The organism is Paenibacillus sp. FSL R10-2782, assembly GCF_038592985.1.
GTDB classification, from domain to species: Bacteria; Bacillota; Bacilli; order Paenibacillales; family Paenibacillaceae; genus Paenibacillus; species Paenibacillus terrae_C.
This window is the reverse complement of record NZ_CP151951.1, coordinates 3,104,931-3,124,931: the sequence shown is the minus strand read 5'-3', so window position 1 is coordinate 3,124,931 and position 20,001 is coordinate 3,104,931. Positions and strand designations below refer to the sequence as shown.

The window sequence follows — 20,001 nt, the reverse complement described above, 5'->3', positions numbered from 1 at the left end:
TGCTTTCGCTGGGGCTACGTTCTCCGCATTCAAACTGCACTTTTCAATTAAAGCAGGCGCGCATGTAGCAAGTCGCTCTTCATAACTAAGGTCTTAGCAGCAAGGAGCGGTACGTCGCTTCAAACAAAAATTCAAACGCCTCCAGATGCTTTTTAGCCTCAAACACATCACGCCCCCACGCATAAATGCCGTGGTTACGCAACAAAATTCCCGGCACCTGATCATTCAGCACATCCGGCACCAGTTTGGCAATCGAAGCAATATCCGCGTAATTCGGCAGCACAGGAATGTCAATCGCAGCATTTTCCTCCCAAATGTTAAAAGCCTTAATGAGTTCAATGCCTTTCACAGGTACAGAGCCTTGTTCCCCGTAATATTCGGAAATCAGATTGTTGAAAACAGTATGCACATGGAAAACGGCTCCGCAGCCTGTCAGGCGGTAAATTTCGCAATGAATCAGCGTTTCGGCGCTCGGCTTGAGGTTTGTAGCTTCTGCCGCTTTTCCCTGCTGGTCCACGAACAGAAAATCTTCTGGTGTCCGCTTGGTTTTATCCTTGCCGCTGGCAGTAACTGCAAAATAAAATTGTTCAGGATGAAAATCCCCGATCCGTATCGACAAATTACCGCTCGTGCCAGGGAACCAGTTGCGAGATGCGAATAGCTCCTTGACATCAGCGAGTTCTTCCAGTGCACGGCGTTTTTCTTCCAACGTAATGTCTGCCAAGCTAAAGCCCATTTACAGCACCCCTTGCTCCTGTTTTTGCTTTAAATCCTTGATAATATCGTCAAATGTTTCAAAGGGCACATGCGGCACGCCCAACTCTTGGCACTTTAAAGTCAGGTGCGAGCGGGAGTACACGAGGTCGGCAATTTTGGCTCCTTCAAAATCCGTCAGGCTGTCCCCGATCAAAATTCGTTCGTACTGTTCGGTAGGATATTGGCGAATCACGGTTGTTTTGCACATACCGCAGTCGTTCGTACACGGTTCCTGACATGCATGCGGCCACGTAATCTCAATATGATTCCCCGAGAAATGGGCACCATTGCAGTAAACGTGATCCTGTGGAATGTCGAAAGGCTCCAGCAGAGGATCAATAAAGAAATCAATACCGCCGCTGGTGACAAAAAATTCAATATCCTGTTCCCGTACATAATCCAAAAAACGGGCAAAGCCCTCGCGTATACCAGCTTGTCCAAGTACATAAGAGATGATTTCATCTTTTTGCGCCGAGGGCATCAGAGCGAACATGGCACCAACGCCTTCACGAATAGACGTGTGTCCGTTCACGATATCATGCATGATGGCCTCACAGCCCGCAGGCTGAAAATGCTTCATAATAGCGACAATATTGTCGCTGTTCGTAATCGTCCCGTCAAAATCGCAAAAAATGACGGGCTTCTTCGCTGTACTCATCGTTCCCCTCCCCACGTGTCGAGCGCGGATTGCAGCTCGGGGTGCATGCGGGCGTATTCCGCCAGCGGCACAGCCTGACGCACAGCTTCAATCGCCTGCACAAAGGCGCGTCCGCCAGCTTCGGTGCCGAGCGGATGGCCGTGAATGCCGCCCCCGGCGTTAACGACAACATCGGTGCCAAAATCACGCACAATTAACGGCACCAGGCCGGGGTGAATCCCTGCGGATGGCACAGGCATGCTGGCCTTTAGCGGCAGCTCAGGGGTGATCAGCTCATCTCGGATCGCCATGTTTTCCTCACGCGGCATCGTAACCGAGCCATAAGGAGAAGGGAAGAGCACGAGGTCGGCTCCTGCCAGTCGCATGAGCTGACCAAGCAGCACCGATGCCGAAATACCATAATGCGGTGACGGATAAGCAGCACCCGCCAACGAAGGGTGGGCTGCAATCGGCACCGAGACAGCGGGATTGCTGCTTAGTTCATGCAGCACATCGTAGCCATAGGCCAGCACGTTGAACAGCAGGGCATTTGCGCCCGCGTCGATGGCCTTGAGGGCTTGTTCTTTGAGCTGCGAGGTGGGTCCGGTTAAATTAGCAGCATACAGCAGCTTTTTGCCGGTTTCACGCTCAGCCGCTTCGGCGGCTTTGATGCAGGCGTCGACGCGTTTTTCAATCGGCGTCAGCGCATTTTCAAACAAAATCTCGTCATCCTTGATCAGATCGACGCCGCCCAGGGCTTGTCGGGTAAACTGCTCGCGCAGCTCGTCCAGATTAAGGCCAATCACCGACTTGAAAATGCTCATAAGGAGTGGGCGGTCATACACGCCGAGTTGCTCACGCAAGCCGCTGATGCCGAACTTCGGCCCCGGAAAAGCGGAACGGAATGCTTCCGAGAAGCCCAGCTTCGTCAGCTTGATACGGCCGTCCATCGAAATTTTGCCGAAGACCGTCACCAGCAGTGCAGGAATGTCCCGGCTGAAATTCACATCCGGGTAAGCGATGGTCAGGTCGGCATACCGTTCACCTGGCCCTCCATCGTGTACGTCCACGGATTGAACCGAGCCGAGATGCTTTTGCATCGCGTCCCGCTTGGCTTGCGGAAGCTCGGTCCAGCTGCCCACCGTCATGCCGATGGCAATGGATTGGGCCTTTTTGTTAAAATCGGCTTTGTCATCGTATATCCGGTAGGTCGCTAAGCAATAGCTCATTCAATTCCCTCCTTCAGTACAGCTCCCATCTCACGGGATCGTTCAGCGCAACGCTGTACCGCTGCAATGACCGTTTCGTAGAAATCGCCTTTGTCCAGCGTTTCCAACGCGGCTACCGTCGAGCCGTTGGGTGACATGATCTTGTGGCGCAGGGCAGAAGGCTCCTCCCCGGTTTGTTGTACCATGCGTGCCGCTCCAAGCGCGGTTTGTACCGTCAATTCGTGCGCTTGCTCAGGAGTCAAGCCACCGCGGATTCCTCCAGCAATCATGGCTTCCATCAAGTAGTAGACATAGGCAGGGCCGCTTCCGGAAATCCCGGTCAAAACATCCATTTTCTCTTCTTCTATAACCGTCACCGTACCCACAGATTCGAATATCGTAAGCACGTTTTTACGCTGGTCTTCGCTAATCTCCTTGGAAAAGCTGATGCCTGTGGCTCCCAACCCAATCGAGCTGGATGTGTTTGGCATCGTCCGGGCGATGGGCTGCTTGCGGCCAAGTAACGTCTGCATCGTACGAATGGACAGTCCGGCGATCACCGAGATGATCAGCTGCCCATCTGACAGGAGCGGGCCGAGCTGTCCAAGGGCTTGTGCAGCATCTTTGGGCTTCATGGCAAGCACAATCACCGGAGAACGGCGCAGCAGCTCGGTTTTGGCGGCATCCTCGGTTTGGAACAACACCCCATATTGTTGTTGAAGTTCCTCCAGGCGAGCCTGATTGCTACGGTTGATGACGGTAATACCACCACGTTTGACAACGGAACGGGCCATCATCCCGCGAATAATAGCCTCTGCCATCGAACCTGCTCCGAAAAACGTAATTTGCTCTTGAATTAAAGCCTTTGTTTGTGATTCACACATGGTTTCATAACCTCCAAGGATACGGATTGATAAATGATATTATTCCCTGATTTGTCCAGTGCCGTACACGCGATACTTGGTTGAAGTTAGCGCAGGCAGTCCCATCGGACCACGGGCATGTAATTTTTGCGTACTGATCCCAATCTCGGCACCAAATCCAAACTCAAAGCCATCCGTGAAGCGGGTGGAGGCATTGTGATATACGGCTGCCGCGTCCACTTCTTGCAGAAAACGTTCGGCATGTGCTTCATCTGCGGTCACAATACACTCCGAGTGCATCGTACCGTACCGGGCAATATGCTCCAGGACTTCGTCCAAATGGTCTACGACCTTGACGTTCATAATGTAATCATTATATTCGGTGCCATAATCCTCTTCCGTGGCTGGAACAGCCCAGGGAGCCAGTTTCCGTGTCCGTGCGCAGCCGCGCAGCTCGACCCCGGCCTCACGGAAGCGTTCTGCCAAACTCGTCAGATGTGCCTGTGCATAATCCGAGTGAACGAGCAGGGTTTCCATGGAGTTACATACGGACGGTCTTTGCACCTTGGCGTTCAGCGTAATGGCCTCAGCCATTTGTGTATCGGCCGTAGCGTCCAAATAGGTGTGGCACACACCAGCACCAGTTTCAATGACAGGGACAGTGGAATTCTGAACAACATTTTGAATAAGCGAGCGCCCGCCGCGTGGAATGATCACATCCAGCAAACCGTTCAGCGTGAGCATTTCATTGACAGAGGCACGGTCTGAATCTTCAATGAGCTGAAGCGCATCGCGCGGTACGGCAGTGGTGTCCAACGCCTGTTGGAGAACTTCAATGATTTTGCGGTTGGAAAACAGGGCAGCCGAGCCACCACGAAGCACAACCGGATTTCCTGTTTTCAGACACAGGCCCGCAGCATCTACCGTCACATTAGGACGCGCTTCATAGATGATGCCGATGACACCCAACGGTACACGTATTTTCTCAATCCGCAAACCGTTTGGACGTTCGATATGCTCCAGCGTGTCACCGACCGGATCAGGTAGCTCCACAATTTGGCGCAAGCCTTCGGCGATGGCCCCGATACGCTCCTCGGTCAGCTTGAGGCGATCAAGCAGCGATTCCGACGTTCCCAGTTCCCGTCCACGCTCCAAGTCGTTTTTGTTCGCTGCAATCAGCTCTCCCGTATGGCTCACCAGTGCCTCAGCCATAACGAGCAATGCTTCATTTTTTTGTGCTGTCGTCAGTCGGTTCATGGCCCCGGCGCTTTTTTTCGCCAGAGTCGCTTTGGTCCGTACCTCACTGAACTGGCTTTCATCTGTTGTGGCTGTGTTTGTCGTTAATTCACTCATGTTACGGCCTCCCCGCATTTATAATGTAATCCATTCATCCCTGTGAATCACTTCAAGCCGGTGAATAGGGCCGATCTTGCCCACAACCTCGCCGCTTGGCAATCCTTGTACGCTTCGCAGCTGTCCATCGTCATAATTGACAATGCCGCGCCCCAATACCTTATTTTCCGGCCCCAGCACCTCAACAACATCTCCGGCATGAAAGCTGCCTTCCACGCGCCGTACGCCAACGGGAAGCAGGCTATGACCGCCATTCACCAGTGCTTCCTCGGCCCCCTGGTCTACATGCACCGTGCCGAGCGGCGTCGACATGAAGCCAAGCCATTGTTTTTTCATCGGCAGGGAAGAGAGGTGGGTGTCAAAATAAGTCCCCGGCCCGTGCCCCTCCACGGCGGCATCCAGATCCCCGTCTGCGTTGGCGCGTCCCACAAACACAGGTACACCACCGCGCGTGGCGACTTTGGCTGCTTCGATCTTGGATCGCATGCCGCCAGTCCCTACGGCTGACCCGGAACCTCCAGCAAATGCATAAAGCTCCTCGGTAATCTCGTCGATGCGTTCAAAACGTACGGCGTTCGGATGCTTGCGCGGGTCTGCCGTATATACGCCATCGGTATCTGTGATAATGATCAAATGCTGTGCCTTGACCAGATTGGCGACCAGCGCAGACAGCATATCGTTATCACCGAATTTCAATTCGTCAATCGATACAGTATCATTTTCGTTAAAAATCGGAATGACCTGCTGGCGCAGCAGTTCTTCTACGGTCATTCCAGCATTGTTCATCCGTTTGCGGCTCAAAAAGTCACTGCGTGTCAGCAGGATCTGCGCGCTCACCAAGCCATAATCCCTAAAAGCCTGTTGATAGGCTTGCATAAGCAGCGCCTGACCTACGGCTGCCGCCGCTTGTTTCTCATGCAGCAGCTTGGGGCGAAACGGGTACCCGATCTCACGAAACCCGGCGGCGACTGCACCTGATGTGACCAGCAACACTTCATGGCCTTTCGAACGAAGTCCAGCGATTTCGCGTGTAAAATAAGCAATGGATTCCCGATTCAAGCCCCCTTCGACTCCTGTTAAGGAGCTGCTCCCGATTTTAATGACGATTCGTGTTGACAAGACGTCCACTTCCTTAATTTGTACTCTTTTTAATAAACAAAAAAACTTCCATCCTTTGTATGCAAAGGACGAAAGTTTGTGCTTCCGCGGTACCACCTTCATTGATGATTCATGATCATCCCACTTGAAACCTGTTAACGGCAGGAACCGCCTGACTGTGCAGGGCGCTCGGGGATAGGAGTTGGGAGAGAATCCAGGTAAATTCTTTCAGCCTATCGGAATTTACTCTCTGAACAGGACGGGTCTCTCTTAATAGTCCCTTCAACGCGCTTAATGATATTGGATACAGAATACCACGAAAAGGCCAGGTTTGGCAAAGAAGTTGTAGCTGGAAAATACGGCTTAACCAAACAGGTTCAGCTTGCCAATTCGTTCAGCCGCCTCGGTCAGTCGAGCTTCCGAGCTTAGCAGCCCGGCCCGCACATATCCTTCGCCGCCGTTACCGAAGCCGATCCCTGGAGCGACAGCCACCTTGGCTTCCCGCAGCAGCAGATCGGCAAAGGAAGCTGAGGTATAGCCCTGCGGCACGGGCAACCAGCTAAAAAAGGAGCCGCTTGGACGCGTCGCCTTCCAGCCAATTTGCCCAAGCGCATCATAAAAAGCGTTGCGGCGCGATTCATAGCGTGCAACCAGCTCGCCCACGCAGTCCTGCGAGGACGTGAGAGCGGTCGCCGCCGCTGCCTGAATGCCACCAAACAGGCTTACATAAATATGATCCTGTAGCAGATTAATCATCGAGATGATTTCAGCATTACCAAGCGCGAAACCGACGCGCCAGCCCGCCATGTTGTACGTTTTGGACAGGGTATAAAACTCAATCCCTACGTCCCTGGCACCTTCGGCCTGAAGGAAGCTCACCGGACGTTCGCCGTCGAAGCCGATAGCACCATAGGCAAAATCGCTGGCAACCACAATGCCGTTACGCTTCGCAAATTCAACCGTTTCCTCATAGAAGGAAAGAGGTGCAGTGACCGAGGTCGGATTATTCGGATAATTGAGGAACATCAGCTTGGCCCGGCGGCGGTCTTCCTCGGAAATAGCCTCATAATCGGGCAGAAAACGGTTCTCTTCCTTTAATGGGAGAAAGGACATTTCCGCTTTAGCCAGGGCTACCCCGGACCAGTAATCCGGATAGCCGGGATCAGGCACGAGACACACATCGCCGGGATTGAGTAAGACTTGCGGCAACTGCACCAAGCCTGTTTTTCCGCCAAACAGGATGGCGACCTCGGTTTCCGGGTCGAGCGTCACACCGTAATCCTCCTGATAGCGCTGGGCGATGGCTTCCTTGAGAAAGCCGTAACCGCGAAAAGGTGAATATTTATGATACAGCGGGTTAGCCGCTGATTCTTGCAAGGCTTTTACAATATGAGGTGGCGTAGGTGTATCCGGGTTCCCTTGCCCGAGATTAATGACATCATGCCCTGCCGCAATTTCACGGTTTACATTTTGTACGAGTGTGGCAAAAAATTGAGTGGGCAACTGTTTCATCACATCAGCGGAGGGGATGGAAAACTTACTCATCATTTCACACGACCTTTTGGAATAGTTTGAGGATTAATTTATCACGATTTAACCAAGTTGTATAGAGGGGATTGGTCTTATGCGGTTGCGTGGCCGAGCCTGATCGGGCTATGATGGGAGAAAATGCCGGACAAGCGATCACCGGAAGCTCCGGTTCACAAGGAGGATGAACGATTTTGACGTATCATGAAGCTCAGCCGTTTAGTGTTGCACTCATACAAACTCATATTGAGCTGGGGAATCCCCCGGAAAACCGCAGTCATATTCGTACGTTAATGGAACAAGCGGTGACAGTCGAATTAAAGCCGGACCTAATTGTACTGCCGGAAATGTGGAACACGGGGTATGCGCTGGACCGCATTCATGAGCTGGCGGATCAGGAAGGAGCGGAAACCCGCGAATGGATATCGGCATTCGCTTCTACTCATCAGGTGAACGTGGTAGCTGGATCTATCGCGGAGAAGAAAAGCGACGGTCATGTGTACAATACGATGCTCGTTTTTGACCGATCCGGTGCAGAGGTTGCTTCGTATTCCAAGATTCATTTGTTCCGGCTTATGGACGAAGAAAAATATTTGCAGCCTGGCGAGGAAAAGGTTTTATTCACGCTGGATGGAGGGATTCAGGCGGGTGCGTCGATCTGCTACGACATCCGTTTTCCCGAACTAGCCCGCAGTTTGGCCCTGTCTGGCGCAAATCTGCTTATCGTACCTGCGGAATGGCCACATCCCCGTCTTCATCACTGGCGTACGTTGCTGACTGCAAGGGCCATTGAAAATCAAATGTACGTCATCGCCTGTAACCGGGTAGGTCGCAGCGGAGATACGGATTTCTTCGGGCATTCTCTCATTATTGATCCGTGGGGAGAAATCATTGCCGAGGGCGGAGAGCAGGAGGATATCATCACAGGAACAATTGAGTCAGCCTTGGTGCAGGACGTGCGTGGGCGCATACCGGTGTTCGAGGACCGTCGTACATCGCTGTATGATCTGTAATTTGGCAACCTTTAATCAGAAAGGAAACGTCTTCTTCTCTGGCTTTGGCTGGGGAGGAAGACGGTCTTTTTACGTGAGACTACTTTTCGGAAAGCTGTTTGACCGTTTCGCGGAAGGTTTCAATAAAGGCCTCGGCGGCTTTGGATAAATAACGTCCATTCCGATATGCGATAGCCAGCGTGCGGCTTGGCGTCGGTTCAGCCAGTGGCAGCAATGCCGGAACAAATTCGCTACTGGCAGCCCGGGCGATAAAACGAGGCACGAGTGTCACCCCCATCCCTGTCGCTACAAGCGATTGGAGGGTTTCCATATTGGTGCTTTCAAATACCACCTTCGGCTCAAAGCCCGCTTGATGGCACAAGTCCATCGTCAGCTTGCGGAAGCCCTGTCCTTTTTTCAGGACGACAAAAGGTTCGTCTTTCAGCTCTTCCATATGCACAGGTTGCGGCTGGTCGCCGTTTTTGCGCAGAGTCAGCGGGTGACCCGGGGGAACAGCGAGATCAATCCATTCTTCACCGATAGGCACATAGGAAAGTGTCGGTTCTACTAATGGGAGAGAAAGCAGGCTGAGATCTGTATCGCCGCTGGCTGTTTTTTTCTCCAGATTCATGGATGAATCCTCAACCAAAACAATTTCAATGTCCGGGTGCGCCTTCTTAAACACAGGCAGCACATGCGGCAGCAAATGGGAACCCGTGATAGGCATGCTGCCGACGACGACCTTCCCTTTGCGCAACTGAGAAATATCGTCCATTTCCTGTCGGAGTTGCTCGACGGCGTCGACGATCTTTTTCGCTTGTTCCACAAAGCTTGCTCCTGCATGCGTTAATTCCACCGTACTTGTATTGCGTTGAAATAACAGCACCCCAAGCTCTTTTTCCAGTTTGGACAATTGCTGACTCAGGGAAGGTTGGGCAATGTGCAATTTTTCCGCTGCGCGTGAGAAGTTTTTTTCCGCTGCAATTTGCAGGGTGTATTGAAGCTGTCTGAATTCCATCGAGTTTTAGACCCCTTTTATACACTTTTATAATGGTTGTCGGCTTATAAGATTTACCTATTACATCATAGATTGATTATACAATATTTTAATCAAAATCCCAATCCCGATGAACTCCATGTGTTCACAGGCTGGAAAATCCCTATGCTTACTTTTATCTTTAATTTTTTAAATTATGGTATTTAATTCTGTTTGACATGTCAAATGGGTTCACCCATAATACTATTCATATTAAGACAATATGTTTTATTGGAGAAAAGGGGAAAATGGGATGTCCAAACTTATTGTATCTTTTAGGAAGCCGTTTTGGGTTGGATCTTTAGTATTGCTTTTATTGGTTCTCGTGGCAGGATGCTCCGGCTCCAAAAATGATACAGGTCAAAATACAAATGCTACTCCTAACCCAAGCAAAACCGATGATCAACCCGTGGAAGGGGGAACCTTTACATATGGCCGCCCGGCTTCCGTAACCTCGTTTGATCTGCATAATCAGATTACATCCAATAATGCTTTTGCTATCGACAAAGTATTTGAGCCGCTGGTCGCCTTTAACAGTGATGGAAAGATTGTGGATTGGCTTGCAGAGTCGCACAGTATAAGCACAGATGGTTTAACCTATACTTTTGTTTTACGCGATGGCTTGAAATTTTCAAACGGAACCGGAGTTACTGCCAAGGATGCGGTTTTTTCAATTCAGCGTCATTTGAATGTAGGAGGTCCTCTTGCAATAGCGGCACAGGTGGCTTCGCTCTCGGCTAAAGATGAAAAAACACTCATAATTAAGCTTAAAACGCCGTATACGCCGTTTATTTCTGAACTATCAAACTTTTCCAATGGTATTCTTCCAAAGGATTTCGGCGGTGTCTCGGAAAAAGAATTCTTCAAGAATCCGGTCGGTACTGGTCCCTTTGTCGTTAAGAAATGGGATTCTGCCGGTGATCTTACTTTCAGCAAAAATAAATACTATTGGCAGAAAGGCAAGCCCTACATCAATGAACTTGTCTACAAGCTCATTGAAGATGACAGCCAAGCGATTAACCAGTTGAAGGCTGGCGCGATTGATGCTATTGAGTCTGTAGCTCTTGAAAATGTAAATGAATTAAAACAAGGTACGGACACCAAGGTGGCGACCAATGGAAGCTGGGTGACAGAGCAATTGTTCTTCAATACCCTGGACAAGCATTTTTCGGATGTGCACGTTCGCCGTGCGCTGGCGTTGGCGCTTGACCGTAATGGATTGACCAATGCGGTTACCTTTGGTTTCGCAAAGTCAGCCAATTCGCTTTTGCCGCCAGCCATTCCATACAACACGAATGATACGATTAAAGCGCTCGGCTTTGATACGAATGCTGCCAAAGCAGAGCTTGCAAAATCAAAGTTCCCTAACGGGTTTTCTACAAAATTGCTCATTGCCTCTGGAAACAACTCAAGAACTCAGGAGGCACAGATTATTCAGGCGGCCGCCAAAACAATCGGCATTGATATTCAAATTGAATCTGTTGAGCTGGCCTCATTCCGCGAGCGTTTCTTTGCCTATGACTTTTCGGCAATGATCAACAGCGGACAAGCGGATTCTCCAGAAGCCAACTCAATCCTCGCTTTCCAGACAGACCCGGAAGGCTTTAGCAAGTCGTACTGGACTCATTACACGAACAATGAAGTTACCAAGCTCCTGCACGAGGGGCAAAAAACACCTGATGGGGAAGAACGTGCGGGAATTTACGGCAAGCTTCAACAAATCCTTGCAGATGAGGTGCCTTATATCCCGCTTTATTATCCGGATATTCTGAAAGGTGTTCGTTCTTCCATTGATGGCCTGGTCGTGCTTCCCAATAACAGCGTTCGTTTTGAAGATGTACGTGTGAAAGGTAATTAGATCCTTGACGGCCCATTTATTTAAAAAGTCTGCCGGATTATCTGCAAATCTTACTTCCCCACACAAATGGCTCGTGCGCGCTATGATAAGAGCGGCATCCGTAGTCATTTGTGTGGTGGTGGCAGTCTTCTTCATCATAAGGCTGGTACCGGGAGACCCCGCCAAAATGATTCTGGGTGAATACGCCACAGCTGAGGCTATTGAGAGCATGCGTCACAGGTTGGGGCTGGATCGTTCTCTTTGGGAGCAGTTTATAGGCTTTGTACACAATTTCTTTACACAAGGTGATACTGGCGTTTCGATTGTTTTTGGGACTTCTTCAAGAGAATTGATTGCAGAGCGCGCTCCCGTGACGCTGCTGCTCGTTGCAATGACCTGTCTTTTTGCCATCATCGTTTCGCTGGTACTGGCCACCCTTGCGGCAACACATAAAGACGGACTGCTTGATCATATGATACGCATCCTGCCTGCTGTAACGCTCGGTATGCCGATTTTTTGGGTTGGACTGCTACTGATTCTGGTATTTAGCGTTCGGCTTCACTGGTTTCCCGTTGGGGGAGTCGGCGAGGGCTGGCTTGGAATCTTGTACAGTCTCGCCCTTCCTGCGATAACTGTCGGATTGTCGCAAATTCCCTCGCTCGTTCGTTCTTTAAGAGCGCAGATGCTGGAAGTGCTGGAATCTGATTTTGTTGTGACCTTGAAGGCAGCGGGAATCCCCGGCAGGGTTATACTGGTAAAGCATGTCCTGCGCAATTCCGCTCTTCCTGCTCTTATGCTGCTTGGCGTAAACATTGCCTACCTGATGGGCGGCACGTTGGTAATTGAACAGGTTTTTGGTCTCAAGGGGATCGGAAGCCTGTTATTTTCAGCCATTTCAAACCGGGATTTTCCTGTTATACAGGGGATTGCTCTTTATTGTGCGCTATCTGTGGTCATCATCGGCTTCGTGATTGAGGTTGCTTCTGGGTATCTTGATCCCAGGACGAAAGGAGAACAATGAAACGCACGCAATTAGATCTTCAGATTCAGAAGGCGGGTCATAGCAACCGCTCTTGGGGAAAAATACTAAATACTCCATCTCTTCTATGGGGCAGTATTATGTTTGCGTTACTCATAGGCATTGCAGTGTTGGCACCGGTTATTAGTCCCTACCAGCCTTCTGATCCAAATATTTCGGCAACTTTACAACCTCCGTCCTTCGAACACTGGCTGGGAACCGATCAACTGGGGCGTGATCTATTTACACGGCTGATCTATGCCGCACGGACTGATTTGAAGATTATGGTGCTGGCGGAGATCATTCCTTTTTGTATGGGGGTGTTTCTGGGAATGCTTGCCGGGTATTATGGTAAATGGGTAGACACGGTTATCACGCTTTTGACCGATACGTTGATTGCGTTCCCTTTTTATTTGATTGTCATTATAGTGGCGTTTGCAAGCGGTACAGGTGAACAGGGGATATATATTACGTTTGCTCTCGTTGGCTGGATCGTATACGCTCGTGTGGTCAAGGGTCTTAGCGCATCCTTTCGCAAGCAGGAATGGATAGCCGCTGCCAAGACACTGGGAATCCCGAATATTAAAATCATACTGCGCCATCTTCTGCCGAATGTGCTACCGCAAGCAGTGGTAGTGCTTATGACGGATATGGCTGTTCTGCTGGTGGCCATTGTTACGCTAGGCTATCTTGGTATCGGTATTGCGCCGCCAACTCCGGATTGGGGAACGATGATTTCTGATGGGCAGCCCTTTATATCTACAAAGTGGTGGCTTTCAGCCATCCCGGGCTTTGCGGTGGTATATACGGGGATAGCCTTATCCCTTGTGGGCGATGGGCTAGCAGATATATGGAGAAGAAAATGAATGCTATGAATCCAATTTTAGAAGTGGAAAATTTGTCGCTGGCGACGCGATCGAATCATAAATTGGTCACCGATGTGAGTCTTAAAGTCGAAGCGGGCGAAAGCATAGGACTTGTGGGGGAATCCGGATCTGGAAAATCGCTCACCCTGCGCTCCATCATAGGGCTGCTTCCCTCTGGTATTGAACAGGTTGGCGGGAATATTAGGAGCAATGGCAGATGCGCAATGATTTTTCAAGACCCGATAAGGGCACTTGACCCTCTCTGCCCGGTGGTCCGGCAGCTTGCCGAGGTTGTGTACTACAGGCAGAAGGTGAGCCGGAAGGTCGCGCGTACAATAGCTTTGGAACTGCTTGAAATGCTCGGTCTTCCCGATTCCTTAAAGCATACTGACCGTTACCCCCGCCAGCTTTCAGGCGGCCAGTGTCAACGTATTGTTATTGCGATGGCTTTGGCGTGCAAGCCGCGCATCCTTCTGTGTGATGAGCCAACAACGGCGCTTGATGTCACGGTTCAACGGCAAATCCTTGACGTTATTTCACGTCTTCAAAAGGAGTTGGGTTTTGCCATGGTGTTTGTTACGCACAATCTTGCCGTAGCTGCTTCGATGTGCTCAAAGCTTTGCGTTATGAAAGAGGGAAGAATCATAGAGCGGGGAGACACTTTGCCCCTTTTACAAAACCCGCAAAATCGGTATACGCAGATGCTGATAAGCTCAGTGCTTCCTCTCCCGGATCTTGAAAGGAGCGCCGATTGATGAAAACAGCCTTGCGGATAGAAAATATAACGGTTGCTTATGGTAAGTTCACCGCGCTTGATCAAGTAAGCCTGGAGCTGCAGGAGCGTACCACGCTTGGTCTTGTGGGAGAATCGGGTTCAGGAAAGTCTACCCTCGCGCGGGTAATAGCCGGGCTGATCGCCCCGGATGAGGGCCAGATCATGCTGGGTTCTCAGGTACTGGGCAAGCGACGGAGCCGGGAGCAGCATAAAAGAATACAAATGGTTTTCCAAAACCCGGATTCCTCGCTTAATCCAAAGCATACGATCAGGCAAATCCTTGCCGAAGCCTTGCTTTTTCACAAGATTGTTGACCGCACTCAAGTGGACAAGAGATGTAGGGAACTGCTTGCACGTGTTCATATCGATGAAAGCGCCCTTGGCAGATTCCCTCACGAATTTTCCGGCGGTCAGCGTCAGCGGATAGCGATTGCCCGCGCATTAAGTGTTGAGCCAAGCATACTTATCGCAGATGAACCAACGAGCGCACTGGATGTATCGGTACAACGGAGTATGCTTGAACTGTTGAGCACACTCAAATCGGAGCTTAATCTTACGATGCTTTTTATCTCTCATGACCTGGGAGTTATAAATGCCATAAGCGATATTGTTGCTGTAATGCGGCAGGGGAAGCTGGTTGAGATCAACCCCAAGGAGAAATTCTTTTCTCGTCCTGAAACGGCTTATAGCCGTGAGCTTTTGTCTGCTGTACCCAAGATGCCAATATCCCATTCTGCAGGAGGTATTTATGAGTCAAAATAATAAAGGATTTGTACCTCTTACAATATCGGAGTTTGATACGCTAACTAACTTGCTCTCCAAACTCCTGTCCACTCAAGAATCACCAGTCATCATACCGGGCGAGGCGATCCTGGGAATCGAGGCCATAGCAGCAGGCATAGCCGCGCCTGACCGTACAATTCTAAACATTGTGACAGGTCCCTATGGAACGATTTTTGGTAACTGGCTTGCGCGTGGTGGAGCAGAGGTCATCGAGCTCAAAACATCTTTTGATGAAGTGGTAACTGTAGATGAAGTCGCCGCAGCGATTGAGCGATATAACCCATGTGCACTTTCTTTCGTGCAGGCGGAAGTGGTCACAGGAGGCTCCAATCCAACAAAGGAAATTTTGGAGCTTGCGCGTCGGTCAAATATTATAACCGTGATAGATGCGGTTTCAGCAATCGGGGGAGAACCGGTGCTGATGGACGAGTGGGGAATTGATTTTGTAGCTGTGGGTGCGCAAAAAGCATTAGCCGGCCCTAACGGGATCAGCGCTGTGGGGATTTCTTCACGTGGCTGGGAGTTTCTGGCCTCCAACAAAAATGCGCCGCGCAATTCCATTCTGTCTTTGCTTGACCTAAAGCGTTCTCATGATAGTGCGACTCCCTTTCGGGTTTCTCCCAACATCCCTGTCTTGGAAGCCCGGGCGCTTATTGAGGCCTTAAAGCTTATTGAAGAAGAAGGTCTGGAAGCGGTCAATCGCCGCCATCGTTTAACTACATCCGCTGCAATTGCTGGCATTACGGCCTTGGGCCTTGAACCGTGGCAGCGTAACAAAGACAGCTACTCAACGTTGACTACAACGGTTCGGATTCCTCAAGGCGGAAATCTCAATATCGAACAGCCCCTGGGCATTGTCGCACCCGGAGATGGGGAATTGCATCACAAACTCTTACGAATTAACCATTTTGGGGCGAAGGCAAATCAGCAAAGCGTCGAAGAAGCCATCCTGACGCTTGCAGAGCTTATGCATCAAGATCCTGATCATGCGCTGGCGGCCCAAAGGTCAATCTGGGGGAATAAAGTTGGGAAATAACATTCAAAAAGAGTTAACCTACAAAAATATATTTGTGGCGGGGATTGTTGGGAAACGATTCGATATAACAATCACTAATGGTCGTTTTTCGTCCATTGCAGAGTCCGTATCTCCATACGCCCAACAAAATAGCCCAGATGGCGACTTATGGATTAGCCCCGGCGTAATTGACCTTCATACGCATTTGGCATGGACGGATTTTGATCATGCTGACCAGGAGAAGCGGGATAAACTGGAGATCGAAGTGATGCAGGCGCAAGCCTTTGAGGCCACCTTCCAGGCTGGAGTGACTTCAGTGCGTGATGCAGGGGGGCTTTTGCCAAGTACGGTGAAGCATATAGGTCAGCATTATAGCCAGCCTTTAAGAGTTTACACCTGTGGTGATATGCTTGGAGCCGGAGATGCACGGGGTCTTAAGCATTTGGAACGGCGGGTAACAGAAATTATTGATTCCGGGGCAAGCTGGATTAAAATTCTTGCAACAGGGGGACTAGGATCGTCACCAGATACAGTGCTGAACCCGATTTTTTCTGAGGAAGAATTCTCTTTTATTGTGCGTAGCGCCCATGCACGCAACATTAAAGTCATGGTTCATACCTGGGGCGGACCTACTGTGGACTGGTCTATTGACGCTGGCGTGGAATCAATAGAGCATGGAATGTATTTGACCGAGGATCAAGCCAACCAGCTTGCGCAATCCAGGACAGTCTTTGTGCCTACTGCTTCCATCTATCGTATTGCTGCAGACCCGTCTGGAGTTCTTTCACTCGACAGGGAAATTTGTGATCGCGCCGCCCGTGCCGCCGAAGCCCACCCTAAAGCCGTTAACTATGCCAAAAGAGCAGGCGTACGAATTGCGTTCGGTACAGATTTTGTCACACCTTCGTTACATGGACGCAACCTTGAGGAATTAGACATACTCATAGACTGTGGATTAACTCGAAAAGAGGCTTGGCAGGCTGCCACGGAGTTCGCCGCTGAAATTTTGGGATATGGGGACAGATTGGGACGTATAAAAGAAAACTACACAGCAGATGCAATCCTTTTTAATGCTGATCCATATAAGTCACAAAACGCCAAAGCACTGCGTGAAAGTATTGTATCGGTAATTCAGGGGCAATTAGAGTGAGACCAATACTTCAGAGAGCATCTTTAATATAGTTAGACCGGATGAGGAAGAAAAAACGATCAAAGATGCCAAAGAAGGCAGCATGAACTATGCAGTCGGACCGATCATTAGCAAACGCGCAAATATTGGCTGGAATACAGGTGGTCATGGTATACAAAAATATCGTCATGCTGAATGGTGAAAATTCAGCAATGAACGGTGTTGTCGTTTATAACGGCGTAGATTATTTTGTACCGCAGCAGGCGGTTGATTTAATTCAATAATAAGCTTGATCAGAAGCTGTTTCTTCCATTAAAGGAAAAACAGCTTTTTTTGTTGCGGTAAATATGTATTTTTTGCGGCAGAAGTTGGAGCTTATATTCAGAAAATGGGATTTTTTGTGAAGCTAGTCACGTTCTATTCCCTCTGATGTTGCTAGAATAATACATGTACGGTACAAGCTGCTGACGACGTGGAGTCCAGATGGACGAGGGAAGAAGGGATGAGTCACGGACGAATTATTACTGCGTCTGGCTGACGGCAAGGAATGGACGCATACGGAAATGATGGAGCTGTTGGCACGTCTGGAGGAAGAGCCAACGGTGCGGGCGCAGTTACGAAAATTGGCAGCTCGCATCAAAATGGAGCGTTACGGTAAAGGTGTTTTTTTACGTGGATTAATTGAGTTCTCCAGCATATGTCGTCAGGACTGCATGTATTGCGGGCTACGGGCCTCGAATAAACAGGCGGATCGCTATCGTTTACGACCGGAAGAAATTTTGTCCTGTTGCGCGGAGGGGTATGAGCTGGGATATCGGACCTTTGTCCTGCAAAGTGGCGAAGATTACTGGTTCACAGCAGCCCGGCTGGAGAAACTGATTCGGGAGATCAAAAGGCGTTTTACCGATGTGGCCGTTACACTGTCCATTGGTGAGCGGGATGATGAAACCTATGCGCTATTATACGAGGCGGGGGCGGACCGCTTTTTGCTGCGGCATGAGACGGCTTCACCACGTTTGTACGCTAAGCTACATCCGACGATGACGATAGAAAGCAGGAGGAGTCGTCTGCTGGCCTTGCAGCGAATCGGATTTCAGATCGGGGCTGGATGTATGGTTGGTTTACCAGGACAAACGAACAGTGATTTGGCAGACGATTTGGTCTATCTACACAGTCTATCGCCTGATATGATCGGGATTGGCCCGTTTTTACCGCATAGCAACACGCCGCTCCGGGATGCCAGTCAGGGAAGCATGGAAAAGGCGCTGGATATTGTTTCGTTGTCCCGGTTAGTCGTTCCAGATGCGCTTATTCCAGCATCGACAGCGATGGGAACGATTCATCCCCAAGGTCGGGAGAAGGCGCTACAGGCGGGAGCGAATGTAGTTATGCCTAATTTATCACCACTCGGGGTGAGGCCGAAGTATGCTATTTATGAAAATAAAATATGCTTGGGTGATGAATCTGCCCAATGTCGACATTGCCTGGAGCTGCGCATCCGTGGAGCGGGGTTTGAAGTCGATATGGGGCGTGGCGATAGTCTGAGGGTACAACGACAGCTCATGAGTCAATAAAAGAAACAGTAGTTAACCATAAGGATTTTGCGAAATCCTCACCATAATAAGGGAGATGGATCTACGTGAGTGAAGTACGGGAGAAAGTATCGGCGGATTTCATCAATGAGGCAGAGATTATGGCAGCGGTGGAGCAGGGAAAGCAGGAAGCAACGGATCGCAACCGTATTTTAGACATTTTGGAGAAGGGAAGAGCTTGCCGGGGGTTGAGTGCGACTGAAGCGGCGGCTCTTTTGCATGTGGATGATCCTGAACTGCTGGAGGAAATGTTTAGATCCTCACGGGCGGTGAAAGAGCAGATTTACGGCAATCGGATTGTGCTGTTTGCTCCCCTATATGTGAGCAATCACTGTGTCAATAACTGCGAATACTGTGGCTATAAGCATACCAATGACAGCTTTACCCGCAGCCGTTTGACACCGGAGGAACTGGTCGAGGAGGTCAGAGTGCTTCAGCAAATGGGGCATAAGCGACTCGCGTTGGAAGCGGGGGAAGACCCGCTCCATTGTTCTATTGATTATATCGTCGATTGTTTACATCAAATTTACGATGTAAAGGTAGACAATGGAAGTATCCGGCGGGTTAATGTCAATATTGCTGCAACGACGGAGGAGGATTATCGGAAGCTGGTGGAGGTTGGGATCGGTACGTATATTTTGTTCCAGGAAACGTATCATCGTGAAAGCTACCGCAAATATCATCTTCAAGGGCCAAAACGAAATTATGACTGGCACACGACTGCCATGGACCGCGCTATGCGAGCAGGGATAGACGATGTGGGTATCGGTGTGTTGTATGGTTTATACGATTTCCGTTATGAGACTATAGCCATGCTTAAGCATGCTGAGCATCTGGAGGAAGTGTTTGGCTGCGGTCCTCACACCGTTTCTGTTCCCCGGCTTCGTCCAGCTGAAAATGTGGACCCGGAGCGCTATCCGTATTTGGTGAGCGACGAGGATTTCATGAAAATTGTAGCGGTTCTTCGGCTGGCTGTACCTTATGCGGGGATGATCCTGTCTACGCGTGAGGAGTCGGAATTCAGGGACCGTGTCATTGGTTTGGGTGTATCGCAAATCAGTGCAGGTTCTGCTACCGGAGTAGGGGCATATGCGAGACAAGAGACGAATGATAAGCCACAGTTCGAGGTTGGGGATCATCGCTCGCCGATGGAAATCATCAAAAGTCTGTGCCGTGGCGGCTACATGCCCAGCTACTGTACAGCTTGCTACCGTGAAGGACGTACGGGGGATCGGTTTATGGAGCTTGCCAAATCAGGACAGATTCATAATGTATGCCAGCCCAATTCGCTGCTGACCTTTCAAGAATATCTGCTGGACTATGGGGATGAAGAGGCACGTGAGCTGGGGGCTGCCGCCCTGCGTGATAATTTGGAGCGTATCCCGCGCGAATCTGCACGTCGTTTGACACTGGGCAAGCTGGAACGCTTGGAGGCGGGCGAGCGGGATTTGTATTTTTAGAATATCGACCTTCTCTTTGGAATTGGGCAAATAAAAAGCAGCCGCGTGAGAGTCAA

General features: G+C 50.1%; 18 protein-coding genes and 1 pseudogene. 11 read left to right on the top strand and 8 right to left on the bottom strand.

Annotated features, from left to right (window positions below):
* Positions 1-85: 85 nt before the first annotated feature.
* The 7 genes from NST83_RS13985 to NST83_RS13955 form a co-directional block, all read right to left on the bottom strand.
* The gene (locus NST83_RS13985; RefSeq protein WP_342414652.1) at positions 86-736 is read right to left on the bottom strand and encodes a methylthioribulose 1-phosphate dehydratase; all 651 of its coding nucleotides are present in this window, start codon (positions 734-736) and stop codon (positions 86-88) included.
* Positions 737-1,414, bottom strand: coding sequence for a 2-hydroxy-3-keto-5-methylthiopentenyl-1-phosphate phosphatase (locus tag NST83_RS13980; RefSeq protein ID WP_342414651.1), 678 nt, complete (start codon positions 1,412-1,414; stop codon positions 737-739).
* Positions 1,411-2,622, bottom strand: a complete 1,212-nt coding sequence (locus NST83_RS13975; RefSeq protein ID WP_342414650.1) for a 2,3-diketo-5-methylthiopentyl-1-phosphate enolase — start codon at positions 2,620-2,622, stop codon at positions 1,411-1,413. Before NST83_RS13975 ends, NST83_RS13980 begins: the two co-directional genes overlap by 4 nt.
* On the bottom strand, positions 2,619-3,485 hold the full coding sequence (gene proC, locus NST83_RS13970) for a pyrroline-5-carboxylate reductase (protein WP_342414649.1): 867 nt from the start codon (positions 3,483-3,485) through the stop codon (positions 2,619-2,621). Before proC ends, NST83_RS13975 begins: the two co-directional genes overlap by 4 nt.
* Before the next feature lie 39 nt (positions 3,486-3,524).
* The gene (locus NST83_RS13965; protein ID WP_342414648.1) at positions 3,525-4,817 is read right to left on the bottom strand and encodes a glutamate-5-semialdehyde dehydrogenase; all 1,293 of its coding nucleotides are present in this window, start codon (positions 4,815-4,817) and stop codon (positions 3,525-3,527) included.
* Positions 4,818-4,835: 18 nt separating this feature from the next.
* Positions 4,836-6,038, bottom strand: a complete 1,203-nt coding sequence (proB, locus tag NST83_RS13960) for a glutamate 5-kinase (protein ID WP_342414647.1) — start codon at positions 6,036-6,038, stop codon at positions 4,836-4,838.
* 240 nt (positions 6,039-6,278) lie between these two features.
* On the bottom strand, positions 6,279-7,460 hold the full coding sequence (locus NST83_RS13955) for a pyridoxal phosphate-dependent aminotransferase (RefSeq protein ID WP_342417959.1): 1,182 nt from the start codon (positions 7,458-7,460) through the stop codon (positions 6,279-6,281).
* A 176-nt stretch (positions 7,461-7,636) separates the two neighbouring features.
* Between NST83_RS13955 and NST83_RS13950 the strand changes: the two genes are divergently transcribed.
* Positions 7,637-8,455 carry a carbon-nitrogen family hydrolase gene (locus NST83_RS13950; RefSeq protein WP_342414646.1) on the top strand — a complete coding sequence of 273 codons (819 nt, stop codon included), beginning with the start codon at positions 7,637-7,639 and terminating at the stop codon, positions 8,453-8,455.
* Positions 8,456-8,534: 79 nt separating this feature from the next.
* Here NST83_RS13950 and NST83_RS13945 read toward each other — a convergent pair whose 3' ends face one another.
* Positions 8,535-9,452: a LysR family transcriptional regulator gene (locus NST83_RS13945; protein WP_342414645.1), complete on the bottom strand. Its 918-nt coding sequence runs from the start codon at positions 9,450-9,452 to the stop codon at positions 8,535-8,537.
* Positions 9,453-9,723: 271 nt separating this feature from the next.
* Between NST83_RS13945 and NST83_RS13940 the strand changes: the two genes are divergently transcribed.
* From NST83_RS13940 to hydG, 10 genes and pseudogenes are all read left to right on the top strand, one after another.
* Positions 9,724-11,328 carry an ABC transporter substrate-binding protein gene (locus NST83_RS13940; protein ID WP_342414644.1) on the top strand — a complete coding sequence of 535 codons (1,605 nt, stop codon included), beginning with the start codon at positions 9,724-9,726 and terminating at the stop codon, positions 11,326-11,328.
* A gap of 4 nt (positions 11,329-11,332) precedes the next feature.
* Entirely contained in the window at positions 11,333-12,328 is a 996-nt protein-coding gene (locus NST83_RS13935) for an ABC transporter permease (RefSeq protein ID WP_342414643.1), read from the top strand.
* Positions 12,325-13,191, top strand: a complete 867-nt coding sequence (locus NST83_RS13930; RefSeq protein WP_342414642.1) for an ABC transporter permease — start codon at positions 12,325-12,327, stop codon at positions 13,189-13,191. The genes NST83_RS13935 and NST83_RS13930 overlap by 4 nt, the downstream gene beginning before the upstream one ends.
* The gene (locus tag NST83_RS13925; protein WP_342414641.1) at positions 13,176-13,946 is read left to right on the top strand and encodes an ABC transporter ATP-binding protein; all 771 of its coding nucleotides are present in this window, start codon (positions 13,176-13,178) and stop codon (positions 13,944-13,946) included. The genes NST83_RS13930 and NST83_RS13925 overlap by 16 nt, the downstream gene beginning before the upstream one ends.
* Entirely contained in the window at positions 13,946-14,728 is a 783-nt protein-coding gene (locus NST83_RS13920) for an ATP-binding cassette domain-containing protein (RefSeq protein ID WP_342414640.1), read from the top strand. Before NST83_RS13925 ends, NST83_RS13920 begins: the two co-directional genes overlap by 1 nt.
* Positions 14,715-15,785 (top strand): aminotransferase class V-fold PLP-dependent enzyme, encoded by a 1,071-nt coding sequence (locus NST83_RS13915; protein ID WP_342414639.1) that lies wholly within the window; start codon positions 14,715-14,717, stop codon positions 15,783-15,785. Before NST83_RS13920 ends, NST83_RS13915 begins: the two co-directional genes overlap by 14 nt.
* Positions 15,775-16,914 (top strand): amidohydrolase family protein, encoded by a 1,140-nt coding sequence (locus NST83_RS13910; protein WP_342414638.1) that lies wholly within the window; start codon positions 15,775-15,777, stop codon positions 16,912-16,914. The genes NST83_RS13915 and NST83_RS13910 overlap by 11 nt, the downstream gene beginning before the upstream one ends.
* A 40-nt stretch (positions 16,915-16,954) precedes the next feature.
* A pseudogene (locus NST83_RS13905) lies at positions 16,955-17,177 on the top strand (alkaline phosphatase); the annotation flags it as partial.
* Positions 17,178-17,423: 246 nt separating this feature from the next.
* On the top strand, positions 17,424-18,467 hold the full coding sequence (gene hydE / locus NST83_RS13900; protein WP_342417958.1) for a [FeFe] hydrogenase H-cluster radical SAM maturase HydE: 1,044 nt from the start codon (positions 17,424-17,426) through the stop codon (positions 18,465-18,467).
* 65 nt (positions 18,468-18,532) lie between these two features.
* A complete protein-coding gene (hydG, locus tag NST83_RS13895; RefSeq protein WP_342414637.1) occupies positions 18,533-19,945 on the top strand; it encodes a [FeFe] hydrogenase H-cluster radical SAM maturase HydG in 1,413 nt (470 codons plus the stop codon).
* The last annotated feature ends 56 nt before the right edge of the window (positions 19,946-20,001 follow it).

Excerpts from the sequence above, each read along its gene's own strand:
- NST83_RS13985 (WP_342414652.1), bottom strand. The coding sequence starts at position 736 with ATGGGCTTTAGCTTGGCAGACATTACGTTGGAAGAAAAACGCCGTGCA.
- NST83_RS13980 (WP_342414651.1), bottom strand. The coding sequence starts at position 1,414 with ATGAGTACAGCGAAGAAGCCCGTCATTTTTTGCGATTTTGACGGGACG.
- NST83_RS13975 (WP_342414650.1), bottom strand. The coding sequence starts at position 2,622 with ATGAGCTATTGCTTAGCGACCTACCGGATATACGATGACAAAGCCGAT.
- proC (WP_342414649.1), bottom strand. The coding sequence starts at position 3,485 with ATGTGTGAATCACAAACAAAGGCTTTAATTCAAGAGCAAATTACGTTT.
- NST83_RS13965 (WP_342414648.1), bottom strand. The coding sequence starts at position 4,817 with ATGAGTGAATTAACGACAAACACAGCCACAACAGATGAAAGCCAGTTC.
- proB (WP_342414647.1), bottom strand. The coding sequence starts at position 6,038 with ATGAAGGTGGTACCGCGGAAGCACAAACTTTCGTCCTTTGCATACAAA.
- NST83_RS13955 (WP_342417959.1), bottom strand. The coding sequence starts at position 7,460 with ATGAGTAAGTTTTCCATCCCCTCCGCTGATGTGATGAAACAGTTGCCC.
- NST83_RS13945 (WP_342414645.1), bottom strand. The coding sequence starts at position 9,452 with ATGGAATTCAGACAGCTTCAATACACCCTGCAAATTGCAGCGGAAAAA.
- NST83_RS13940 (WP_342414644.1), top strand. The coding sequence starts at position 9,724 with ATGTCCAAACTTATTGTATCTTTTAGGAAGCCGTTTTGGGTTGGATCT.
- NST83_RS13930 (WP_342414642.1), top strand. The coding sequence starts at position 12,325 with ATGAAACGCACGCAATTAGATCTTCAGATTCAGAAGGCGGGTCATAGC.
- NST83_RS13925 (WP_342414641.1), top strand. The coding sequence starts at position 13,176 with ATGGAGAAGAAAATGAATGCTATGAATCCAATTTTAGAAGTGGAAAAT.
- NST83_RS13920 (WP_342414640.1), top strand. The coding sequence starts at position 13,946 with ATGAAAACAGCCTTGCGGATAGAAAATATAACGGTTGCTTATGGTAAG.
- NST83_RS13915 (WP_342414639.1), top strand. The coding sequence starts at position 14,715 with ATGAGTCAAAATAATAAAGGATTTGTACCTCTTACAATATCGGAGTTT.